Source organism: Mycobacterium sp. SMC-17, assembly GCF_045310915.1.
Lineage (GTDB): Bacteria > Actinomycetota > Actinomycetes > Mycobacteriales > Mycobacteriaceae > Mycobacterium.
Window position 1 is genome coordinate 1 of record NZ_JBJIAK010000033.1, and the last position, 21,725, is coordinate 21,725.

The 21,725-nt window shown below is 62.1% G+C and carries 12 protein-coding genes; 3 read left to right on the forward strand and 9 right to left on the reverse strand.

Annotated features, from left to right (window positions below; translation table 11 throughout):
- Positions 1-165: 165 nt before the first annotated feature.
- Entirely contained in the window at positions 166-1,884 is a 1,719-nt protein-coding gene (locus tag ACJH7A_RS19935) for a macro domain-containing protein (RefSeq protein ID WP_330359707.1), read from the forward strand.
- A 21-nt stretch (positions 1,885-1,905) separates the two neighbouring features.
- Here ACJH7A_RS19935 and ACJH7A_RS19940 read toward each other — a convergent pair whose 3' ends face one another.
- Genes ACJH7A_RS19940 through ACJH7A_RS19960 form a run of 5 tightly spaced genes read right to left on the reverse strand, consistent with a single transcriptional unit; the run spans position 1,906 to position 11,346 of the window.
- The gene (locus ACJH7A_RS19940) at positions 1,906-2,820 is read right to left on the reverse strand and encodes a S1C family serine protease (RefSeq protein ID WP_079635266.1); all 915 of its coding nucleotides are present in this window, start codon (positions 2,818-2,820) and stop codon (positions 1,906-1,908) included.
- Positions 2,813-3,328: a YbjN domain-containing protein gene (locus ACJH7A_RS19945; RefSeq protein ID WP_165693371.1), complete on the reverse strand. Its 516-nt coding sequence runs from the start codon at positions 3,326-3,328 to the stop codon at positions 2,813-2,815. The genes ACJH7A_RS19940 and ACJH7A_RS19945 overlap by 8 nt, the downstream gene beginning before the upstream one ends.
- 36 nt (positions 3,329-3,364) lie before the next feature.
- A complete protein-coding gene (locus tag ACJH7A_RS19950) occupies positions 3,365-6,706 on the reverse strand; it encodes a Swt1 family HEPN domain-containing protein (protein ID WP_207554378.1) in 3,342 nt (1,113 codons plus the stop codon).
- Between the two features lies 1 nt (position 6,707).
- A complete protein-coding gene (locus ACJH7A_RS19955) occupies positions 6,708-8,549 on the reverse strand; it encodes a DUF262 domain-containing protein (protein ID WP_079635264.1) in 1,842 nt (613 codons plus the stop codon).
- A 1-nt stretch (position 8,550) separates the two neighbouring features.
- A complete protein-coding gene (locus tag ACJH7A_RS19960; protein ID WP_207554209.1) occupies positions 8,551-11,346 on the reverse strand; it encodes a DUF1156 domain-containing protein in 2,796 nt (931 codons plus the stop codon).
- 137 nt (positions 11,347-11,483) lie between these two features.
- Between ACJH7A_RS19960 and ACJH7A_RS19965 the strand changes: the two genes are divergently transcribed.
- Positions 11,484-12,440 carry a DUF6615 family protein gene (locus tag ACJH7A_RS19965; protein WP_406802599.1) on the forward strand — a complete coding sequence of 319 codons (957 nt, stop codon included), beginning with the start codon at positions 11,484-11,486 and terminating at the stop codon, positions 12,438-12,440.
- Here ACJH7A_RS19965 and ACJH7A_RS19970 read toward each other — a convergent pair.
- The gene (locus ACJH7A_RS19970) at positions 12,428-15,838 is read right to left on the reverse strand and encodes a helicase-related protein (protein WP_079635263.1); all 3,411 of its coding nucleotides are present in this window, start codon (positions 15,836-15,838) and stop codon (positions 12,428-12,430) included. The two genes, ACJH7A_RS19965 and ACJH7A_RS19970, sit on opposite strands and share 13 nt — an antisense overlap.
- 126 nt (positions 15,839-15,964) lie before the next feature.
- Between ACJH7A_RS19970 and ACJH7A_RS19975 the strand changes: the two genes are divergently transcribed.
- Positions 15,965-19,444: a DEAD/DEAH box helicase gene (locus ACJH7A_RS19975; protein WP_079635262.1), complete on the forward strand. Its 3,480-nt coding sequence runs from the start codon at positions 15,965-15,967 to the stop codon at positions 19,442-19,444.
- A gap of 13 nt (positions 19,445-19,457) precedes the next feature.
- On the opposite strand, the gene ACJH7A_RS19980 is transcribed toward ACJH7A_RS19975, so the two are convergent.
- From ACJH7A_RS19980 to ACJH7A_RS19990, 3 genes are read right to left on the reverse strand one after another with little or no spacing between them, the layout of a single operon-like run.
- Positions 19,458-19,772, reverse strand: coding sequence for a hypothetical protein (locus tag ACJH7A_RS19980; RefSeq protein WP_074319862.1), 315 nt, complete (start codon positions 19,770-19,772; stop codon positions 19,458-19,460).
- Between the two features lie 2 nt (positions 19,773-19,774).
- On the reverse strand, positions 19,775-20,683 hold the full coding sequence (locus ACJH7A_RS19985; protein ID WP_079635260.1) for a TniQ family protein: 909 nt from the start codon (positions 20,681-20,683) through the stop codon (positions 19,775-19,777).
- Positions 20,684-20,692: 9 nt separating this feature from the next.
- Positions 20,693-21,724: a TniB family NTP-binding protein gene (locus tag ACJH7A_RS19990; RefSeq protein ID WP_406802600.1), complete on the reverse strand. Its 1,032-nt coding sequence runs from the start codon at positions 21,722-21,724 to the stop codon at positions 20,693-20,695.
- Position 21,725 lies beyond the last annotated feature (1 nt).

Below are 21,725 nucleotides of genomic sequence, written 5' to 3' on the forward strand. Positions count from 1 at the left end.
AAGGACCCTAACACCGGCTACGCTGCCAGTAGCCGCGTAACCACAAATCCCGTGTCCACTACATGGGGGCAAGGCCCCCGGGCGGGTCACGGACCGGTCTGGGGCACTTACCCGCCGGGGCCCGTCTAGGTCATTGTCGTCGGTGCCCAGATGCATACTGGCTGCGTGCTGAAAATCACCGCGGTGTGTGGCGACATCACCAAACAGGAGGTCGACGCCGTCGTTAACCCCGCGAACACCGGCATGCGCGGGGGTGGCGGTGCGGATGGCGCAATTCATCATGCAGGAGGTCCTGCAATCCTCCGCGACTGCATCGAGAGGTTCCCGAACGGTCTGGCCACAGGTGACGCCGGATGGACGACAGCTGGCGACCTACCGGCTGAGTGGGTCATCCACACTGTGGGACCGAACTACAACGCCGGGCAGCGAGACCGTTCGCTCTTGGAGTCCTGCTACCGCCGGGCGATGGAAGTTGCTGACGAACTCGGGGCCCGAGTCGTTGCCTTTCCGCTCATCAGCACCGGCGCCTTCGGCTGGCCGCGCCAAGATGCAATCGCCGCCGCGATCGAAAGCATTGCCGCGGCCAATTCTCGTGTCGACGAGGTGCGCCTGGTGGCTTTCGACTCCGAGATGCACGAGCAAGTGAGCGCCGAGTTGGCTTCGTCGACACCAATCCGGGTCTTGCAAGGCGTCCGCGTGCTGCATCAACGCGGCTACCATCGGGTGCGCATCCTGCCGGGAGTGAGCCCGTCGGGGATGTATTGGCGTGTCGCAATCACACTCAGCGACAATCTGATTGATGACGTGGACCACCCGGACGTCATCGACTGGGAAGCCGCACTGCGATACTCGACTGGCGGTCTCACCGAGTTCGCCGGTGGGGAGGTTACGGTGACGACCCCGCCGGAGAGGGTCGCTGATCTAATTTTGAGCGCCTTGCGCGACGTCACTCCGACCAACGACGACCCCGCATACATCGCATGGTTCGACGAACTCATTCGTACTGTCGAGCGAAGCAATGCACTACCTGTCGCGTACGCCGACTACTTCGACGCCAGCGAGGGGTGGGAGGTCGGCTGGGGTAGTGGCGTCAAGCATCCGAGACCACCGAGGCCGCCGGCTTCTACCCAGAAGGGATCCAGTTCGATGCCATCGACGTCAGATACCGGTGACACTCCAATCGTCCTCGACCGACTCGGTAAGGTCCTGCAGTGGGCGACAGGGCTTTCCCCGAAAGCCAGCGCGGCGGAAGGAACTCTGGTTCCACGCGGGGACACGCTGTCACCCGGCGTCACAATCAAATTCGCTGCCAAGGATGTTCGTGGTGCCGACCGCGCTGCGCTGTTTGCCGATGGTCAGTTCGTTCATTTGGGCGTCTGGCCGGCTGAACTCCAATCTCAGTACACCTACTTGTACTCTGATCGGGCAAGAGTCGATGCGCTGCTTGAACTCGACGCTCTCACCGGTTTCACCGTCGAGTCCAACTTCCAGCTGGCCCATAGATTCGCCCAACCTCTTCAACGCTGGTTTCCGACCAGACTGCTGTCGGCGGAAGATTACCTAGGCCAGTGGATCGAGGACTTTCACGCGGGACGAGCTGGCGGTCGAACCCACGATGAGATCGCCGACCCGGGCTTCTTCGGCTGGCTTGCGGAGCGCCGCTACGCTCTTGCCGCGGAGCAGGAAAGCCTTCACCATTGGTTAGACGGCAAGAAGGCTGGCATACAGATTCACATACGCCCCGGCGTCCAGATCCGCAGAACCTGGTCGTACGCAGAAGCATTCGCGGTTGAGAACGAACACGAGTTCGCCTCGCAGGTGCGTACAGCAGTGGATCAGGTACTGACCGCACTCGGCCGGACGAACCTCGGCTCCGCACGTTAAACGGCGGTTGCCGTAGGTGTTTCAGCTGAGAGTTCGCACGCTCCGCGGCCGGCATTCAATCGAGACTTCGTGGTCACCACGCAAGACCACGACTGGTACTCTCCGATTGGCGACGTCGCGTCGCAACGCGCGCAATAGGTCGTTCTGGGAGTGGATGTCGCGATCCCCGACAGCAACGATCGCATCGCCGGGCTCAAAGGGGCCTGCTGAGTTATCGCGAACAGCCGTCACCACAAGAGCATGCCCTCCCGGTGCTCTATCGACGGGTCGGCGTGCGACGCTGACGCCCAGTGACGCGCGTTCAACAGCTCCGTAGGTGATGAGTTCCTGGACTACCTCCGCGACGGTGTCGGCCGGGACCGCGAAGCCAATGCCATCGGCCTCAGGGATAGCTGCCGTATTCACTCCTATGACAAGGCCGTCGACGTTCACCAATGGCCCGCCGGAGTTTCCGGGGTTGATTGCAGCATCCGTCTGGATCACGTCAAAGATCGCTTGCTTATCCCCGGTGGGCAGGCTTCGCTTCAAACCGCTCACGATGCCAATGCTGATGCTCTCCGGGAACTCACCCAGGGGGCTACCGAATGCAAAGCAGAGTTCTCCGAGCCGTGCCCCGCGGGCCGAAATCAAAAGCGGCTCAGCGGGTTGCGGGTCAAATCGCAGGACAGCGAGGTCGGTCAAGGGATCTCGTCCCACGACGCGTGCCTCGGTCTGTCGAGCGCCGGGTAGCTGGACGTGGATCGGGTCGACCATTCCTTCGACCACATGATTGTTCGTGACGAGGTGCTCGACGTCGTAGAGGAACGCTGATCCGCTGCCTTCGTCGAAATCACGCGTCTGCCCTTTGACAATGGCAGTAGAAAGCACAACGCGTTCGGCCAGTTCGATAATCTCGTCGCTGAATTGCCGAAGCAACCGTCCCGATGTATTAGACATCGAACTCGTCACCATCATCGTCGTCGAGCATGGTCTGTCCGCCAAATCGCTTCTGCAGCCGAGTGTCATAGTGGTCCGCGCGGTCCGCAATCAGGTCGATGGTGGCCATGAGCTGCTCAGACGAAAGCCCGTCGAAAATGTGGAGCTCCGCCGATAGCACAATTTGTGGACCATCTGGGTCGACGGTCGCCTTCGCAAACGGCGTGTTCCGATTGATTGCGTTAACCGCCTCATACACCTCGGGCCGCATCGCGAAGTCCTCAAGCAGCGGAGAGAAAACTCCGATCCATGGCGTTCCGTCGTCGGTCGTCCTGACGTACACGACGGCGCTGCCTGATACGAGCACGATGTCGCCATCGTCGTCACGTTCGATCGTGTCGAGCTTGAGCTCACGCTTTAGCGTGCTTTCCAACCAATCGTCGAGCTGGTTCGCGGTGTTGTCACCAGAAGAACCAAACACCCTGTCAAAGAACGAGGTCGACTGCGGTCGCGGAGCGAATCTCGACACTTCACGGTCTCCTGTGTGCGGTAAGGCTGTAATCGATCATTCCGACTCAAAACCCGACTGGTCGAACTTCAAGGTCTTTGCGTTCTCGGACAGCGTCCGAATCTTGTTCTCGTCGAATCCATTTGCGTCAACGGCCTCGATCTCGATCTTGACGACGAGGTCGATGCCCTGCTCCCGCAGGTTAGCGATGATCTCATCGGCGACGTTTTTGAAGTCGAGCGCGATCTTGTCCGAACTGAGGGTCTTCACCCCGTAGAAGCGCGTCTTCGATGGGGGGAATGCGACATCTACCTTGGAGGAATCAGCGGGGATACCAGGCTTGGTCTCCTGCTGCGGAGCATCGGACGGCTCGGCGGACGGCGTCTCCTCGTCACGTTGTTTTACGGCTACGTCGGGGCGTACCAGTAGAAGTCCGTCGGTGGGCGACGGCGCGGCGTTTGTGTCGGTCGGAATCCACAGCCCGATGTACCGGCCGGTGGCCTCGTCGATGCCTGTGGCAAGTGCGAAGGCATCGGTCTGCCAGATCATCGGCAGATCGAGTACCCCGTCCTGCAGCACCTTTCGGTCACGCAAGCGCGGCATGTACGGGTACTGGCAGTACAGCGACCACAACGCACCGAGCGTGACGTGCCCGCCGTTCCAGATTTGCGGCACCTTATTGATGGCGAGTCGGACATTGACGGCAGCCTGACGGATGGACAGGTCACCGTCGTTGCCGAGGCGGCGCGAAACCCGCTCCGCCAACGATTCGGACTGTCCTTCCACCTTGGTCTCGCGGACGATGAACGGAGCGCCTGCATCAGGTTGCGCCGGAACCAGGGCCCAGGTGAAGGTCTGCAGCAGCCGGGAGATGACGGTTTGGTCTGCTTGCGACTGCCGTTGGGTGGCCTGGTTCTTTTGATTCTGAGTGAGGTCCAGGTCGGCCTCGTTTGCCAAGACGTGCGTCCAACCCAGATAGTCGCGGGTGGCGTTGTCGAGTTCTTCGAGTCGGGCTTCGTCTGCGGCGAGGTACACCAGCATGTTGCGGTTGGCGCGGTTGGCGGTGCCGCGCTGCTCGGTGGACTGTCGCGCGAATTCCTTGGCTAAGGACTCGGTTCCGCGCTTGTGAGCGACTTTCGGGTGCAGGATCACCAGGCGTGCTTCGTCTGTGTCGGGGATGTCCGCGTTCGTTTCGGGGCAGATGTGGACTCCGGCGAAGTCGCCTCGTGTGCGGGCCTGGGCCTGTAGGCGGCGGACGATCTCGGCCCACACATCCTCTTTATGCAGGCGCTCGGCCTGGTCCTTGGCGGTGCGGGTGATGTTGGCCTGTAGGTCGTACCAGTACTTGCCGGAACCGGAGTAGAAGTAGGTGGCCCGATCGCCGAGTTGGGTGAGCGCGGAGTGGAAGTTGCCGGGCACATCGCCGGGCACGGCGGTGCCCAAGAACACCCGCTGGGTTTCGAGGCCCTTGTGGGCCGAGCCGATGGTCGGCGCGGCGCCGAAGAATACGGTGCGGGCTAGGCGCTTGGTCAGCGAGCGCTGACCAAACAGCGGCTTGTCCTTATCGATGCGTGCGGGTTCGGAGGTTGGGCCGTCGACGTCGGCGTCGATGATCGCCTTCCACGAATCCTGAAGGTATTGCGTGAGTTCAGAATTGACGTTGGCGGTCGCCAGTGGGACCGAGCCTGGCATGATCAGCGGTGAGGCGTCTTCACCGGTCCATAGGGCGTGGATCACCGTACTCATCAGGCGCAGCACGCCGCGGGTGCGTTGGAACCGTTCCAGGGACGACCATTCTTCGTACAGTCGGTCGAACAGTTCGGGGTGAATGGGGTAGGTCCGCTTGATCCGGTCTTCGTAGGCGCCGTCGCGGGCTTCGCGGGGAAAGTCGTCGCTGTACTTGCGATACATCTCGACGTAGCCGCGCGCGGTTGCACTGATCGACGCGAGGGCCGCCGCATCGGGTTGTTTGAATAGCCGCTGCCGCACGATCTGGTAAGCCTCGACCGATGAAGCCGGTCGCCATTGGTCGGCGACGCGACGCACGACGTTCTGCAACCGCTTGAGCGCCTCCAGGCCGTGGGCACCACCAACTTCCTCAGCGTTACCGGCGGCGATCTTGTCGGGGAGGTCTCCGGTCTCGGAGGCGGGAATCGAGATCACCAGCAGCACACCTGAAGTGCCCTTGGCAGCCTCGGTCAGCGACTGCGCGAAGGTGAATTGGTCGTCAAAGGTGCCGCCAGCAAGGTCGTCACGGCCAACGAGCGAGCGTGCGTAGGCCACCCATTCGTCGATCAGGATGACGGCAGGGGAGTGCTTCTGCAGCAGGTCGTGCAACGCCTCGCCGGGGGTGGTTCGTTCGGCGTCGGCCTTGGCAACCAGTTCGTAGGCTTCGGGCCCGCCAAGTTGCCAGGCCAGCTCGCCCCACAGGGTGTTGATGTGCGTGCCGTCGTCCTTGGTTTCACCGGCGGGGCTGAAGTGGTTGCCGACGATTGCGACTCGATTGATCTTCGCGCCGGAGTATCCGTTGGCGGACAGTAGTTCCTGGGTGTCTTGAGGAAACTCGCCGATGGGCAGTCCGGCGGCGACGTGCCACAGCGCCAGCATGGAGTGGGTTTTGCCGCCACCAAAATTGGTCTGCAGGTTGATCACCGGTGGCGCGTTGTCGTCGCCGGAGATGCGACGCACAGCGCGGCCGACTAGATCGGTCAACCCCTCGGTGAGGTAGGTGCGTCGGAAGAACTCGACCGCATCCGCGTAGCCAGAATCCTGCTCGCCGCCGAATGCGACTTTGTACAAGTCGGCGGCGAACTCGGAGGCGGCGAAGTTCCCGGTGGCGACGTCGTCGTGGGGCGGAAGCACATCTCGCCAAGGCTTGAGACCGGACGCCTCCGGGTTGTCGACCGCAGCCTTGAGAGTCTTTTTGTCCTCTTTGTCGGCGGTGACGCGACGCAGGTTGAGCCGGATCCCATGCACCTCGTCGGCTTCCTTGGTGGCACCAACCAGCTTGAGCAGACGCTCGCCCGTGTCCAGTGCGCGGTAGGCGTCGTCGTCGGAGAAGGTTCCGTTGTGCGCCCAATTGTTTCGGACCTCGCGCAGTTCGATCGCGAAGGACTCGCCGGCCTTGCCGAAAGACTTGTTAAACGGATACCAGCCGGCCTTGAAACTGCTGGTGATGCTGCTCTCAGTCAGGATGCGGAACTGTACTTGGGGATCGTGGGGATTGTACGTCTTATCTGCTGGGGCGCCCTTCTTGCCATCTTTGATTTGGACAAGCTTGGTCCACGCGGCGCCGAGCGCAGGGTCGCCTTGACCGATCACCGATGCGATGAAGTCATCTAGCGCCGGGGCCATCACCTCAAACATTCGGTTAATGCGGTCGCGGTTACTCAGTGCCATATCAATCGTCCCCCAAGCTCATATCGTCGTTCAGATCGTCGGGCTCGAACTGTGCGGAGTCTTCATTGGCGAAGCCTTGGTCGATATCGCGTTGGACGGCCTTGCCGATCGCCGACTCGACCAACTGACAAAGCGATTCGCGCCGGAAGCTGAAGTAGGCGTCGAAGTCATCGGCGCGCAGGAATTCGGCCGGAATGAGGTGGGTCGCGACCAGCTCGTCGAGTCGTTGCGCCGCGATCTGCGCCCGGGTTTCGATGACTGACAGATAGGAGGATGGCGCCGCGCCGCCGATGATGCGGTTCGTACGCGCGCTGATCGTCGTCTTGTTGACGATGCTTTCGCGGTGCTCGTGGTCAATGCCGTTGTCGTCACACCACTTCTGTGGGAACACGTGATGGATGTCGACGGCGAGGTCGACGTATTGCACCTTGTCGAAGGTCTTGTCCTCCATCCAATCCCGAGCACCTCTGGCGAGGATGAGCGCCGCAATACCCTTATAGGCCGCCGCGTTTCGTCTACGCAGCGAGTGCAGACGGGATTCGGTGAAGCTGGCGTCCTGGATGGTGCGCGGTGTCGGTGCGGACTCGTCGATCGCCCAAGCGGGGACAGCTTCGACGTCGCGGGCGAAGCGTGTTTCACTTGCCGACCCGTAGAGTTCGCCGAGGACTCCGCACCAGAACCAGCGGACCAGACGCTCGCTGACGCTGATCAGATCCGCGTCCTTGCCCAGCGCCACCTTGATGGCCGCCAGTGGAACGAGTTGCTTGGGGTACGGTACGTCGCGCGGAGCGAAGATGTGGCGGTCCGCCAGGAACGTCGCGGCCCAAACGAATGCCTCCCGCAGCGGGTCACGCCACTTTAGGTAGTCGGTCAACGTCAGCCTCAGCACGTCCTCACGCTTGGCCGAGATCGCCGGTGGCCGGTCGGAGGTGTCGGCGAGATGTCGCTGCCGGGTGGTGAGCATTGTGACGGCCTGCAGGAAGTCGGTGTTTTCGACGGCGGCCAACACTGGGTAGGACGCCCACTTAAGCTGGGTCTCCTTCCAGTCGTCGTTCAAGCGGAAGTCTTCCCCGGCCGACTCAAAGTAGTGCGCATCGCCGGCGAAGACGGCGGTTAGCAACTCGAATACATTGAGCGGCAGACCGCCGATATTGACTTTCTCGAAGACAGTCGCCACGGCCGCCTTGTCGGTGTTCTCATCGAGGATGATCGCCGGGATGTCATAGGTAGCAGCGGGTTTGATGAATTCTTCGTGGAACTTCTTGCCAAGTTCGCGGCCCTGTAGTTCGAGGATCCAGCTCATGTAGTCCCCGTAGAGCAGGTGCAGCGGAAAGTAGCCATGTTCGCGCTGCTTGTCGTGGTCGCTCAGGTCGAGGACGACGTCCTTGCCGAAGTTGGTGCGGATGACACCATCGGCGGGAATCGAGATGATGGCTTCGTCGACACGATTGGGGTCACTCAGTGCCGTCTGCATGTGGACGAGGTAGCGTCGGTCGAGCAGCTTTCCTCGGCTGTCCTTCGTCGCAACGACGCCGTTACCGCTGAGCGCCTGGGTGAGCGAGGTGAGACGCTGCTGTCCGTCCAGTAGTAGAAACTTCGCTTGGACACCCGCTGCCAGATCGACGCCTTCGATTGCGCGAGGCTTGAATCGCACTTGAGAATTGCCGGTTTTCAGGAGCATCACTGCGCCTAAGGGGTGTCCGCGCAGCACCGTGACCAGGAGTTGACGGATGCGTTCATCTTCCCACTTGTAGCCGCGCTGGAAGTCCGGCAATTGGATCTCGCCAGACCGAGTCCACGCCAGGTACTCACCCAACTCATGCATCGGCGTCAGGAATCCCACGTCAGTCCTCCTCGGTGAAGTCGAACGCACTCTGCGAGCTCGCCGCCGACGCGTCAGACCGTGCAACATCGACAATCTCCGGCCAGCTGGTGACGAGACTGTTGAAGCTCAGCGCGTCTTTGGTCCAGCCGCTTGCCTCCGCGACCCGGAACAGCAGGTGCGCAAGCTCCTTGACCAGATCAGCGTCGACGGCACCGTCGGGACGACGCATTGCTGATCGCAGGAACTCACCAGCGGGCGTAATGCCTTCGCCCTCCAGGATCCCGATCAGGTGGTGCATGGCCTCCCAGTTGCTGGTCTGTTGGTCGGTCAGAATGTTGTAGTCCGCGCTCAGATCTGACGGTTTGGTTAGTTGGACCTTTCCGGCCCGACTGGTCAGAATGCCGCCGCGGTCCATCGCGTCCACGGTGGTGTTGCGGGCGTTGGCGAGATTGTTGGCGTCACCGAACGTTCCTGTGTTGTAACCGTGTTGGCGATACCAGGCAATCGCGAACCGCGTCGTCGAGTCGAAGTCGCCTTCCTGCTCGTTGAGCACTTGATCGAGGATCTGGTTGATCCGAGCTAAGGCAGAACGCACCGACATCTTCGACCCGTCAGGCTCCAGCACCGTCGAATAGCGGGAGAACACAGCCATGCCCGGCCCAATGGCGGCTTGCGGTAGGTCAACCGGTGCGATCGCGCCGTGCTGAAGCTCCTTGAGCGCTTGCGGGAGTTCAGCTTTGAGGGCCTCTACGAACTCGCGTCGGTCGGTGCTCGGGGCTGAGAGTGGACGCGGCCGCAACGCTAAAACAATCGATGAAGCAAGGGCGTTGGTCCCGGAACCGATCATCCGGTTGCCTAGTTCACTACGCACGGGCCACGTGGCAGTGACCGCCCACCCCGACCGGATCATTCCTTCGAGGAGTGTTTCCCAGCCCGTAGATGATTCCCCGACAGCGGTGGCTTCTGATTGCTTAAAGGCGTAGTAGACGGTGATCGGCAGGTCGGTAAAGGCAGACTCGCGCGCTTTAAAAAAGACCTTGCGAAAGCCATCCTCGAAGAACTGATGTGCGCCGCTCCTGCCGCCGTGACGATATGGATTGGCCACGAGTTCCTCGGTTTTGGGAACCAACATTGTGCTGAGCAGTTGGGGGTGAATGGAACGCAGCGATCGGCGCAGCCAGATATAGAAGAAGTCGGATAGATCTGAATAACCGATGTTGTCGTAGTACGGCGGATCGGTTGATACGAGATAACCGCTGTATCCGCGCTCCGCTGCTGAGGCCTGGCCGACGACTCCAGGAACACCACCGGACGACTTATCTAGCACACGGCTAATCCATAGAAGATCTTCCTCGAAATCTCCGCCTGAGCCGCCCCAGGGGTTCGACTCGGCATAATCCCAACTCATGGGAAGTGCTTGGCGCGCGAATACGCTTCGCACCGCCTCCATCTTCGTGCTGGAGTCCCACGAGCATATGGTGCTCGCCTTATTGGTCATACGGCTGATCGCGAAGCCGAGATATGTCGCAACGGCATCGGCGTATGCCGCAGCACCTGTGCCGCCGGCTTCGAGACGAACGCCTTCGGGCGTGCCGGCGGCGAGGGCGTCGGACAGCACTCGTTCACGGACCTCCGCGACGAGGTCGCTGAATGTGGTGAGCGCGGTGAGTTGCCGCGCCGTAAATAGGTCAGCGAACGTCGTCATGCCGTAATTCGGTGTCTTGAAGTCTCGTGGATTGTCCGCGAGGTCACCACTTGGCACACTGTCAGGGCGCTTGACCGAAGCGGCCGATTCATGCTCGACTGTGGGATCCAGGTAGATGCGCGCGCGATTGCCTTCGGCGACAGTTGCCATGAGCTGAGCATCCAAACGTCCGGCCCGTCCCTCGGTGCGGATGTACTTCAATTCCACGGCCGATCCACATCCGATGCACGTAGCGCCGGTGCGGCCCACAGTGCCGTCGTTGGCTGCGGTAGGAGCGCGCTTGGGGTCATGTCCGATCGTAAAGCGAACGGTGCTGTCGACTACGGACGGCACCACGTAGGCTTCCTTCCCCTTCTTCTTGCCGAGCGACCAGGAGCGCACGAGCGGCATCGCGATGCCGCAGGCGGGGTTGGGGCAGGTGACTGTGCGCGCCCAGATCCAGGCGATTACGGTCGCCTGCGAGCCGTCTGACAAGGTGGCCTTGGGGTAGAGGTGTCCGATGCGTTTTTCGGCTTCGTGTCGCATCCATTGGCCGTAGCGGCGGACGTCCTCGGCCATTCCGGTCGCAGCCGGCCACGGATGGGAGAGTTGGTCCTTGGCGACGTCGGGGGACACCGGCGCCCTCCCGGCGAACTTCGGCGGAATCTCAATCAACGCCTTGTTGATTAGTACCGCAACAGGATTCAGGTCGGATGCGTGCGCCTCCAACCCGAGGCGCTGTGCCTCCAGCGGGATGGTTCCACCGCCGGCGAAGGGGTCGAGGATCGGCGGTGGATTGCCGCCGGTGGATTTGAGGATCTCGGAGTGGGCTTCAGCGAACAGCTTCTCGTCGCGAATATTCTCCCAGACGACGAGCCGCTCGATAAGTTTGTGTAGCCGTTCGCGCTCCTTGCGTTGCAACTCCTCAGTCGGGAACTCCTCGAGATTCGACGACGGGTCGTCGACGAGCTGCGCGAACAGCACCGCACGGGCAGCAGCGAGGGGGCGTCGGGCCCACCACAGGTGCAGCGTGGAGGGATGACCGTGCCGAATCGACTTCTCACGGGCCGACTCTCGGTTGATCACCTCGAGAGGAAGTGCCACCTCGATCAACTTGCGCTTCTGAACCACATCGACCCTTCTGCCCAGCTCTCGGGCATGACCACGAGGCGCCGCGGCGCCACTGCCTGCTGAAACCCATCGACATTGCGCGACGACACCTGGCTCATCCCGCAGGCCCGACCTATCGCATATGCGAGTATTCGGCCGTGGCAACGGTGGAGACGGCGTTCAGGCGGGCGCGAGAGCATTCTGTGCAGCACATGGCGGCATGCGAAAAGACGCTGCTTCGCTGGGGTGAGACGTCCATCACCGAGATCGTGATGTCCCGTGCTGCCGCAGCCGTGAGCGTCGTGCCGTTCACCCAGCCCGCTGAGACGATCAGTGGCGCTGACTGGGTCTGGTGGTGGGTTGATGGCAGGTCGGCCTACGGGATGCTGGTGCAGGCGAAGCGTCTGACAGTAAGCCGGGGCCGCTGGTGCTTCGACTTTGGGTACCGAAACACCGTGGGAAATCAGCAGTCGGCGCTGAGGTCGACCGCCGCACATCTGGACCTGATCCCGGTGTACGCGCTGTACCTGGGTACGGGCAACTATCGCAACTGGGAGCCATGCCCTTTCGACCACCGAGGCAGGCGCTGTCCCTCGTGTGTGAAGCGCTCGGTTTCCCTGATGCCGGCGTCGTCGGCCAACACGGCGATCGTCAATGACTCCACGTCCACGTATGAACGCTCCGTCGCGCTCGAAGATGTCTGGACGCCCGACTCGACCAGACCGTTGCTCATCCCCGGGCTGAGCCAGCAGTTCGATCCAGATCTCGCCAACTTCCTCCGAACCCCGCAGACCGGAACTCGGGCGGTGACAAGGTCGATGATCGATCGGGTGCTGATCGCCCGCGGAGAGCAGTTCGACGCCGTTTCGGCCTCTGGCCCGAATGTCATGCGAGACGGCGGTCGCGGCCGAAATGGACCTGTATTCTCGGAGTTGCCCTCCGACAGAGGTGATTCGGGAATTTCCGCCTTCAGGGAAGCGCTCAATCCGTTGCGTAATGCACCACCGGACTATGTGGACGACATTGAGTCCGGCATGTTCGACGCCGACGAGGTGGCGTCGAACCTGCCCGACGTGGCGGGTGTCGTGGTTATCCGATTGCCTCAAAACGGCTGAGCCCCCTTCGCCCACATCTTCGCCCAGTCACCGCGGATACCGGTCGAGTGAAAATCACCCAGATCCGTTGATGCGAAGGGGTTGTCGAGGTAGCGCACTTCATCATGGTCCGGCCCTCGCGGATCAACCCTGACCAATGCCAGCCGGTATCGCGGGACCGCGTTCTTGCCGACCATCACCTCGTTGTGCGTGACGAAGAAGTCCTTGGCTCCGTCCAGCCTGGCTTTCACCTCGATGCGGTAGGTGTCGCCGCCTGAGTCCGAGGAGAGGATGTCGAATCCCTTGTTGTTGAAAGGCTGTTCGACCGGCGTGCGGCCAAGTGCTCGTTCCGTCGACATCACTAGATCAACACCACGGCGTTCGACCTCTTTGGTTTCCTTGGCATGGATTGGCGCCGACGCTGGCAGTTCACCGTCAACCATGGCGATGGGCAAGACCAGCGCAGCGGTGACGATGCGCGGTGGCTTGGTCGACATCAGTGCCTGCTTGTCGAGCAGTTCAAGCCGGTTGCGTAGGCGCGCGTCGAGCTCGACTGCCTTGCGGTTAAGGCTCTCAGCGGACTCCCTCGGCTTTTCGCCGGCCTGCTCCTTTTCGGCGGCCACAGCAGCGTCGAGAAGCATCCGATCCCGTTCAGCTTCAAGGCGTTTCACCACCAGATCGCGACACTTCGCGAGCTCTGCGGCACGACGCGGTTGCACCTCGGATAGGTATTCAGGGAGTTGGGTCGTGATGATCCAGCTGTTGGCGCGATCTTCGGCGTCGGCCAGCCAGGGGAGTTGGCGCGCGGTGGCGACGGCTGGTGTGTCGGGTGCGGCGACGCAATCGAGATAGGGTGCCGGACCCGCAGGCGTAACGGTGCCGAGGCTGTCGACATGGGCGTAGCCGAAACGTCGGGACACCGCAGCACCGGTGGCGTCGGCGACCTCTTCGACAACACCGACGAGCAGGTGAGGCTCCTCCAGCGTCGCTGACACCAGCACGGTGCCGCTGTTTAGGGTGCCGCCAAAGTGTCGTATCGCTTCGTCCATCACTGCGTCGTGCAGCGGGTGTCCCGGTGCGAGTAGGTCGGCGCGCGCCAGGTCTTCGGAGTGCACGTGTTCGAGGTCGAAGGTGACGCGGTCATACTTTGTCGCGATCGGCTGGAACTTGCTGGCTCTGATGTGTGCTGGCACGTTGGCGATTTCGTAGCGGCCTCGCTCGCGTTTGGCGATGCGGCCACCGAGTCGGGTGAACGCTGCCTTGAATGCCAGCTCGATGTAGTGCGGCTGGAGTCGGCGTGCGCGGGCCTCGTCCATAGCGGCGCGGAGCTTGGCGAGGTCGGCGTCGGCGAGATGGTCAGAGGCGAGTGCTCGTTCGTCGAGCAGTTCCTTGAGCCCGTCGGACACTTTGTGGTCGATGACTTCGTGCATCTTGGCGCGAACTTCGGGAAGTTCGCCATACCGGATCGCGTCCAAAAGCAGTTCCCGCAGCGGAGTTTCCGAGAATGCTTCGCCGAGGACGTCGAAGACTTTGCCGCCATAGGCTTTTCGCTGTTCTTCGATTTTGGCGAGCAATCGTACGAAGACGTCACCTTCGCGGGTGTTGCTGGCGACGATGTTCCAGAGGCGGCAGACCTCCTCCTGGCCGATGCGGTGGATACGGCCGAAGCGCTGCTCGATCCGGTTGGGGTTCCACGGCAGGTCGTAGTTGACCATCAGGTGGGCAGCTTGCAGATTCAGGCCTTCGCCGGCGGCATCGGTGGCCAGCAGGATCTGGCAGTCCCTGTTTTTGGTGAACTCCTCGGTGATCATGCGGCGCTCTCTGCGGCGCACTCCGCCGTGGATCGCCTGCACGGCGTTGGGCTTGCCGATCAGGGTTCGGATGCGACCGGCCAGGTAGTCGAGGGTGTCGCGGTGCTCAGTGAAGATGATCAGCTTGCGCGGCCAGCCGTTCGCGTCGACGGTCAGCGCCTCGTCCTGGAGGATGTGACTCAACTCGGTCCACTTGCGGTCGGTGCCGGAATCGCGAACCTGCTTGGCGATCGTCGTCAGCTCGGCTAGTTCGAGCAGTTCGGCGTCAAGTTCCTCGACTGTCTGCGCGGCGGTGGCGGCGTCGAGCAGCTCCTCTTCGAGTTCCTCGATCTGCTCGGAGCTGTAGTCATCGGCGTCGAGTCCTTCGACGTCGACGGTCGGCTCCCTCTCGGTGTAGGTGCCGTTGAGGATTTCGAGCTTCTTGCGCTCGAGCCGTTCAGTGCGCCGCACGAGGCTCTTGTAGATGGCCTCGGGGCTCGATGCCAGGCGGCGCTGCAGCACGGTCAGTGCGAAGCCGACGGTGTTCTTGCGTTTGCCCCCAACCCGGTCGGCACGATTCATGCCCTCGCGGACGTAGGCGGTGACCTGCTCGTAGAGCGAGTACTCCAGTTCGGTGAGTTCGTAGGGCACGGTCTCGGCGCGGCGCTCGGGAAAGAGCTTCCTGCCCTCGAACGTCAGCAGATCCTCTTTGACCATCCGGCGCATGATGCCGTCGGTGTTCGCGGTCTTGGTGTTCTTACCTTCGAACCGGTCGCGGTCCAGCAGGGTGAGGAAGAGCTGGAAGTCCTCTTCCTTGCCGGAGTGAGGAGTAGCGGTCATCAGCAACAGGTGCCGGGTGATGCGGCCGAGCATCTCACCGAGCAGGAAGCGCTTTGTCTTCTCCAGCTTGCCCCCGAAGTAGTGGGCGCCCATACGGTGGGCTTCGTCGACGATGATCAGGTCCCACTCGGTCTCCTTGAGCTGGGCCTGCAGCTCCTCATTGCGCGACAGCTGATCCATCCGCGCGATCAGAAGTGGGTTGCTCTCGAAGACGTTGAGGTTGACGTTGGCGTCGATGAGCTGGTTGGTCAACAGGTCGAACCGCAGCCCGAACTTGAAGAATAGTTCGTCCTGCCACTGCTCGACCAACCCGCCGGGTGCGACGATCAGGCATTGGCGCACGTCGTCGCGCAACAGCAGCTCTTTGATGTACAGGCCGGCCATGATGGTCTTACCGGCGCCGGGGTCGTCGGCGAGCAGAAATCTCAGTGGAGTTCGGGGGAGAAGCTCGCCGTAGACGGCCCTGATCTGATGGGGGAGCGGCCTGACGTCGCTGGTGGCCACGGCCAACATCGGGTCGAACAATCCGGCCAGGGTGATCCGTTGGGCCTCGGCGACCATCTTGAAGTCGGTGGCGTTGGCATCGAACGCCCGGCTGCCGGTCTGAGCGACGGTGAGGTTGTCCTGGTCCTTGCGGAACACCACCTGCTGGCCGAGTGCACCGTCGTTGGTCTTATAGGTCAGCTCCAGAGCGTCGGTGCCGTGCCACTGGGCAAAGATCACCGTGATCACCTGCGCTGGGATCAACCCGTCGATCCGCAGGCCAGGCTTCAACTCTTCCAGCAGCACTTCTTGTCCTCCCCTGTAGACAGCTGAACGACGCTAGTCCACCCCTCCGACAATATCCGGGGTAGTCCGCGAATCGTCGCTAGGTCCGCTAATCTCCCGCAGGAAGCAAGTCGATCAACGGGGACCATGAGCAGCGACGCACAGCCGTCAACAGCGGCGATTGGTGATGAAGTACGAGGCTGGGTAGACGCGGCCAAGGCGGTGGCAGCTGCACGCCATGAGATTGCTGGCACGGCCGGCACCCAATCCGCCGCGCTACGAGCACGCACCGCGAAGGCGCTGCGCACCAACCGCTACCTCTGGCACGTCATCCCGCTACGCGCCGACGATCTGCCGCTTGTCCACGCCATGGCCAGGGCATCCTGCCTCCCGTCAATTCATCCGGACTTCCAGCGAGAACTTGACCGGCTCACCACCGAAGTCGCGGCGGCCACGGAGGACCTGAGGAAGGTCACGGGGTTCGGCCGCCTGCTGCTGTTCGGCGGAACCCGAGACAAAGCCAATCAAGCCGCGCAGTTCCTCACCGACTACAGACGGTGGTTCCTGACTAGTGGTGTTGGACAGGCGATCGACCAGGCCAAGCCGGTCGATGATCCCCGGATCCGCGCCCTCACTGTCCGCGACATCCTCACCGACTGGGTGGGCTTCAAACAGCAGCTACCCGACCACGGCCAAACTGCCGAGCTGGTCGACTCGACGACCTTCGCGATCCTCCCGAACGCCACCGCCGTCATCCACCGTGCGGCCACTGAAGAGTCCAGGCTGCGCAAAGCCGCGGTCGACGCGGGAAACGCCGTCCGCGCCAAAGAGACCGATCGCATGCTGGCCGACATGTCCGTGGAACGGCTACGCGAAGCCACCCGCGACAAGATCCGCATCGGCGCTTTAACCGACAACGGCATTACCACTGTCCTCGCTGTCTTGACCAATGAAGGCATTCTCGAGCGCTTCGACGGCATCGGGGAAACTTCCGCAACTCGCATTCGCGCAGCCGCCCGGACGCTGCGGCAGAACACCTACGACGAGATGCCGATGCGCATCGACATCAAGAACCGCACCCCGGAGCACACCGACTTCCTTCGCCACCTGCGCGGGTGGGACGCGGCGCGTAGGGCCACCGCTTCGTCGGCGGACATGGCAATCGTCGAAGAATTGGCACCCGTCGCAGCAGTCATCGACAACACGGTCACCCACGCCATCGTCATCCCCACCGCCTTGTCGACCGTCGCGGACTTCCGGGACGCCGTTCAGATAGTCGCCCGAGCAGCCCGAGCGATCGCCGACGCCCAAGACGCCGCGACAACCGGCGATCCCTGGGAAGACTTCCTCACTCGGCCAGCCGACTACTTCGCACTACTGGCTGAACTGGGGTTCATCACCGAGGACGACGAGAAGACTCACGGTGACCTGCCTACCGAAATCATCGAAGCAGTACGTGATTTCGAGTTGAAGGGCGACTACCTCACTGCATCGCTACGCGGCTACCAGAGCTTTGCGGCACGTTTCGCACTGGTCCAGCGCAAGGTCATCATCGGTGACGAGATGGGCCTGGGCAAGACCGTCGAGGCCATCGCCGCGCTGGCTCACCTGCGAGCAAAGGGCGACAACAACTTCCTGGTCGTATGCCCCGCCGCCGTGGTGACCAACTGGGTTCGCGAGGTCAGCGCAAAGTCGAAACTGGCCGCACACCGTCTGCACGGTCCCGACCGACAATGGGCGGCGAAGAACTGGCAACGTAACGGCGGCGTCGGCGTCACGACCTTCGAAACGCTGCGTTGGCTCAACGATGAGGTATCGGTCCCGGCGCTCAGTTGCGTGGTCGTCGACGAAGCGCACTACATCAAGAATCCCGACGCCCTTCGCACGCAACGAACCGCGCAGATCATCGAGTCGTGTGAACGGGCGATTCTGCTCACCGGCACGCCTCTGGAGAATCGACTTGACGAGTTCCGCAACCTCGTCGGTTACCTCCGCCCGGACCTCGTGTTGGATGCGAACGAATTCGCGCCCAAGAAGTTTCGCCGCCAGGTAGCGCCGGCATACTTGCGCCGCAACCAAGAAGATGTCCTCACCGAGCTTCCCGAACTCGTTGAGGTCGACGAGTGGATGCCGATGTCGGGCGACGACGCCGCGGCGTACCGCTTCGCCGTGGAGCAGCGCAACTTCATGGCGATGCGCCAGGCCACGATGAAGCACGGACTCAAGTCGACCAAGATGCAACGCCTGGTCGAGATCGTTGAGGAGGCAGAGGCCAACGGCCGCCGCGTCGTTGTCTTCTCGCACTTCCTCGGTGTTCTGAGCGATGTTGCACGGTTTATGCCCGGCCGGGTCTTTGGACCACTGACCGGCTCCGTCGCCGCCAGTCAACGCCAGGAAATGGTCGACGACTTCTCCGCTGCCAACAAGGGCGCCGTGCTGGTCGCCCAAATCGTCGCTGGCGGAGTGGGTCTCAACATCCAGGCGGCCTCGGTGGTTGTGATCTGCGAACCGCAGCTCAAACCAACCACCGAGTGGCAAGCCATCGCACGGGCGCACCGCATGGGCCAGCTCGAATCCGTTCAAGTCCACCGACTTCTGTCCGACGAAGGAGTCGACCAGAGGCTCCGCGAGATTCTGGCCACCAAGAAGGAACTCTTCGAAAGCTTTGCCCGCGAAAGCGAAACTGCTGCAAGCGCTCCGGAAGCCTACGACGTCACTGAGGCGGAACTCGCACGCGACATCATCGCTGCCGAGCGCGAGCGGCTCTTCGGTCAATCGGTGAAGACCGCGTCCTCGACAGCTCCAAGTGAGCCACCGAAGACGTCGCTCGCGAATGAGAAGCCGACCGTATCTCGACCGGCACCGACCACGACAGAACCAGTCAGGCCGACTGCACCAGCGACTCGTCACCGCGTTGTGAGACCTGGACCGCCAGTGCAGAACTCGACTCGGTCGGAGAGCCTCCAGGACCGACCGTGTCCCGCGGTTCCAGAACGCCATCAATCACCGGTTCCAACCAGCGATGCGCGGCCGCAGCCCTCCAGCTCTGCACCTCCCGCGCTGCAGGCGTATCCCGTTTTCTCTGAGCCCTTATCACCGATCTCGCAGACACCAGCCGACCGCATCATCGACAACATCGTCCGCATCGTGGGTGTGGAAGGCCCTCTGACTGGGTGGCGTCTGCACCAGGTCTACCGAAAGTGCGCGACGGGCCGAGAGTCTCACGATGAGTTCTCCCGGCTGCTCAATCGGGCTATTTCAGCTGCCGAGCGGCAGCAGCGCATCGTCTCGGAAAACCCAATGAATCAGTCCGGCAACAAACCACGGACTTTCAGACTGCGGAACCAGTCATCAACCGTCGCGCGTGAACTCGGCCCGCGGACCATCGATATTGTGCCTCCGAGGGAGGTGCAGCAGTACTGCCTCACCGTGTCCGCCGGCCAATCGCTATCGGCTGGCGAACTTGTGGAACGTGTGGGCAGACTGCTCCGCAACAAGCAAGTCATGAACGAGCTTCAGAAAGCGGTGCTTGCGGCCCAGCGCATAGATCAGAAGTCCGCTGGCACACGCTCAGGAGACGCCGTGTGCCCGTCGTGCTTTACGATCCATGCCGGCGAGTGTGCTTGACTACCTTGAAATCTCAGCGCGCCTGCAGCACCTCCCAGTGCTCGGCGCGGGTAGCGGCGTCGAGCAGAATCCGTGCCAGCGCTCGTGATTGTTCCGCGGACAGCGGACCATTGCCAGCGATGTCAAGGTAGATCTCGACGAAGTCATGAGAGCTGAGTTCTCCGTTGGGGTGTTGAATGGCGGACAGGTGTACGCCGACGTCGTAACCCTCGACGCTTTCCTCGTCGGTATAGACGATCCTGTATACCTCGTCGCCATCCGGCTGCCAGTCGGTGCATCCTGCTGCGCCGTGGGGCAGCGCAGGTCCAACTTGATCGACTGTCGTCATCATCATCCCCTCGTGTTCTCTTGATTGCCCTTGCGCTCGAGCTTCTTGACATCCGCTGCCGCCAGTTGACGCAGCCTCCATTCGTAGATCGGATCCGCGGCACGGTAGGGTGCGTCGCCATCCAGGACGAGTTCAAAAAGGTTGAGCATGGCCTTGCCGCGTCTTGCTCTGTCTTTCGCGAGCAGCCGCCTGCGCCACGCCGAGTCGCTGAGCACGGTGGCCAGCCGAATGATCTCGGGATACATGGCCGCGTTGCGGCTCGCACTGCCCGCGCCTCGTTGAGCTTCATCGGGTTGAAGTTCGACGAGTCGGAATCCGACCGCTTCCAGCGGTCGCCAGTAGTTCCACTGCTCCACGATGTCGTAGGCGTCGGTGACAGATTGCAGAATCGTAGGCCGGCCATATTGGCGGATGAGACGTTGATGCCGCCGGTGAGCAAGCAGAATATCGGCACGTGAGGCGCCAACGATTTTGACGATCGGGCGGGTTGGGTCGGCACGAAAGGCCGTGCCGTTGAGCCACATGCTGTGTTGGACGCACACCACGCTGTCGTGGGTGGACCACACCTGCGGGAAGGAAACTCGTTGCCCGTGCCTGGACGCGCACAGCGGGCATCCGGGCCCGACCGATTCCACTTCGCGCTGCAACAACTCAGGATAGGCGTCGTTATCGCCCGCAATTCGCAGTTCGGGCAGCGCGAAGGCGAGGGCACGATCGCTCATCGACACGCAAGTGGCCAGAGCGGCTCGCATCGTTGGCCCCCGGCGGGTCAGCAGTGCTTCCAGGCGAGCACGGCTGATGCCGTTCGCCTTCGCCAGACGGGCGAGGTATTCGGCAAGCACTTCGTTCGGCAGGGGCCTCACCGGACGGGGAAGTGTTGGGTTGCCGATGCCGGACGTGAGCGTTGTCATGATCGTGACCTACCCGGCCTTGGGGGCGATTGGGTGGCTGGTTGCGGCCTCCGCTGCGTGGTCGATGATGGCTGCGTCGAGTGCCTCACGCGTGATCGCGTCGTCTCCGCTGAGGATGGCCGTGATCGCCGCGACTCGGATGAGATGACTCAGACTGCCGATCGACCCACACGTTCGTTGGTGTAGGTATTTCGAGTTGCGTGTCAGCGTGCCGTCTCGGTGCTTGTACAGGCGCAATGCTGACTCCATTGATGCGACAAGCGATTTCCATTCGTCGTTGAATGGAAAGTTGCCCGTCTTGATCAGAACGGACCGTCCTGAGATCTGCCGGCCGCGGACTCCGGTGAACAGCCCGGAGCGCTCCACATTGATGCCCGCGTAGACGAATGTGGCGGGCATGTGCTCGCTGAAGTACTTCAGATGATCGGACATGTCCTCGCCGGCGGCACTGGCAAGGTTGAGGTTGTGGATCTCGTCGACAATGACGAGTTCGGTCCGGGCCTCGGTGAGCACGTGGCACACGGCATCGGCGATGTCTGTGGTGTTGTGACGTTGCCGCGTAGGAAGTCCGAGGAAGTTGGCGAACTCTGAAGCGAGCTTGCGGGGCGAGCCTTTCGGCGGTGTCGTGATGTAGACGACAGGTATCCGGTCCTGGCCGGGATACCGGCGGCGTACGTTCTGCTCGTGGATCTTTCCGAGCAACTTGATGGTGGTGGTCTTCCCGCTCGCCCACGGCCCTGACACGATCATGGATCGGCGGGCGCCGCATTCACGTTGATTGAGCAGAGTCAGCAGCCGGCCCTGGCGGGTGATGTGGCGGACCGTTGAAGTCTCGATGATGACCAACTCCGAGTGGTAGGCCATGCGTCGGTCATCGAAGGCGAGCTTCTCCGCACCGGTGAGCGTGCTGTAGTAATCGTGATCGGGTAGGTCAAATATTGCGGGTCTGGCGTCGACGAATCTGCGCCAACCATCAAGCGTTACTGACGGCAGCTGACGGGGGTCGAGGTCGGGCTCGGCCGCCGGCTCATCAACAGTCATC

What these genes read in the sequence shown, in the direction of transcription:
- ACJH7A_RS19940 (WP_079635266.1), bottom strand. Translation starts at nt 2,820, where the DNA reads ATGTCTAATACATCGGGACGGTTGCTTCGGCAATTCAGCGACGAGATT.
- ACJH7A_RS19950 (WP_207554378.1), bottom strand. Translation starts at nt 6,706, where the DNA reads ATGGCACTGAGTAACCGCGACCGCATTAACCGAATGTTTGAGGTGATG.
- ACJH7A_RS19975 (WP_079635262.1), top strand. Translation starts at nt 15,965, where the DNA reads ATGAGCAGCGACGCACAGCCGTCAACAGCGGCGATTGGTGATGAAGTA.
- ACJH7A_RS19980 (WP_074319862.1), bottom strand. Translation starts at nt 19,772, where the DNA reads ATGACGACAGTCGATCAAGTTGGACCTGCGCTGCCCCACGGCGCAGCA.
- ACJH7A_RS19985 (WP_079635260.1), bottom strand. Translation starts at nt 20,683, where the DNA reads ATGACAACGCTCACGTCCGGCATCGGCAACCCAACACTTCCCCGTCCG.
- ACJH7A_RS19990 (WP_406802600.1), bottom strand. Translation starts at nt 21,724, where the DNA reads ATGACTGTTGATGAGCCGGCGGCCGAGCCCGACCTCGACCCCCGTCAG.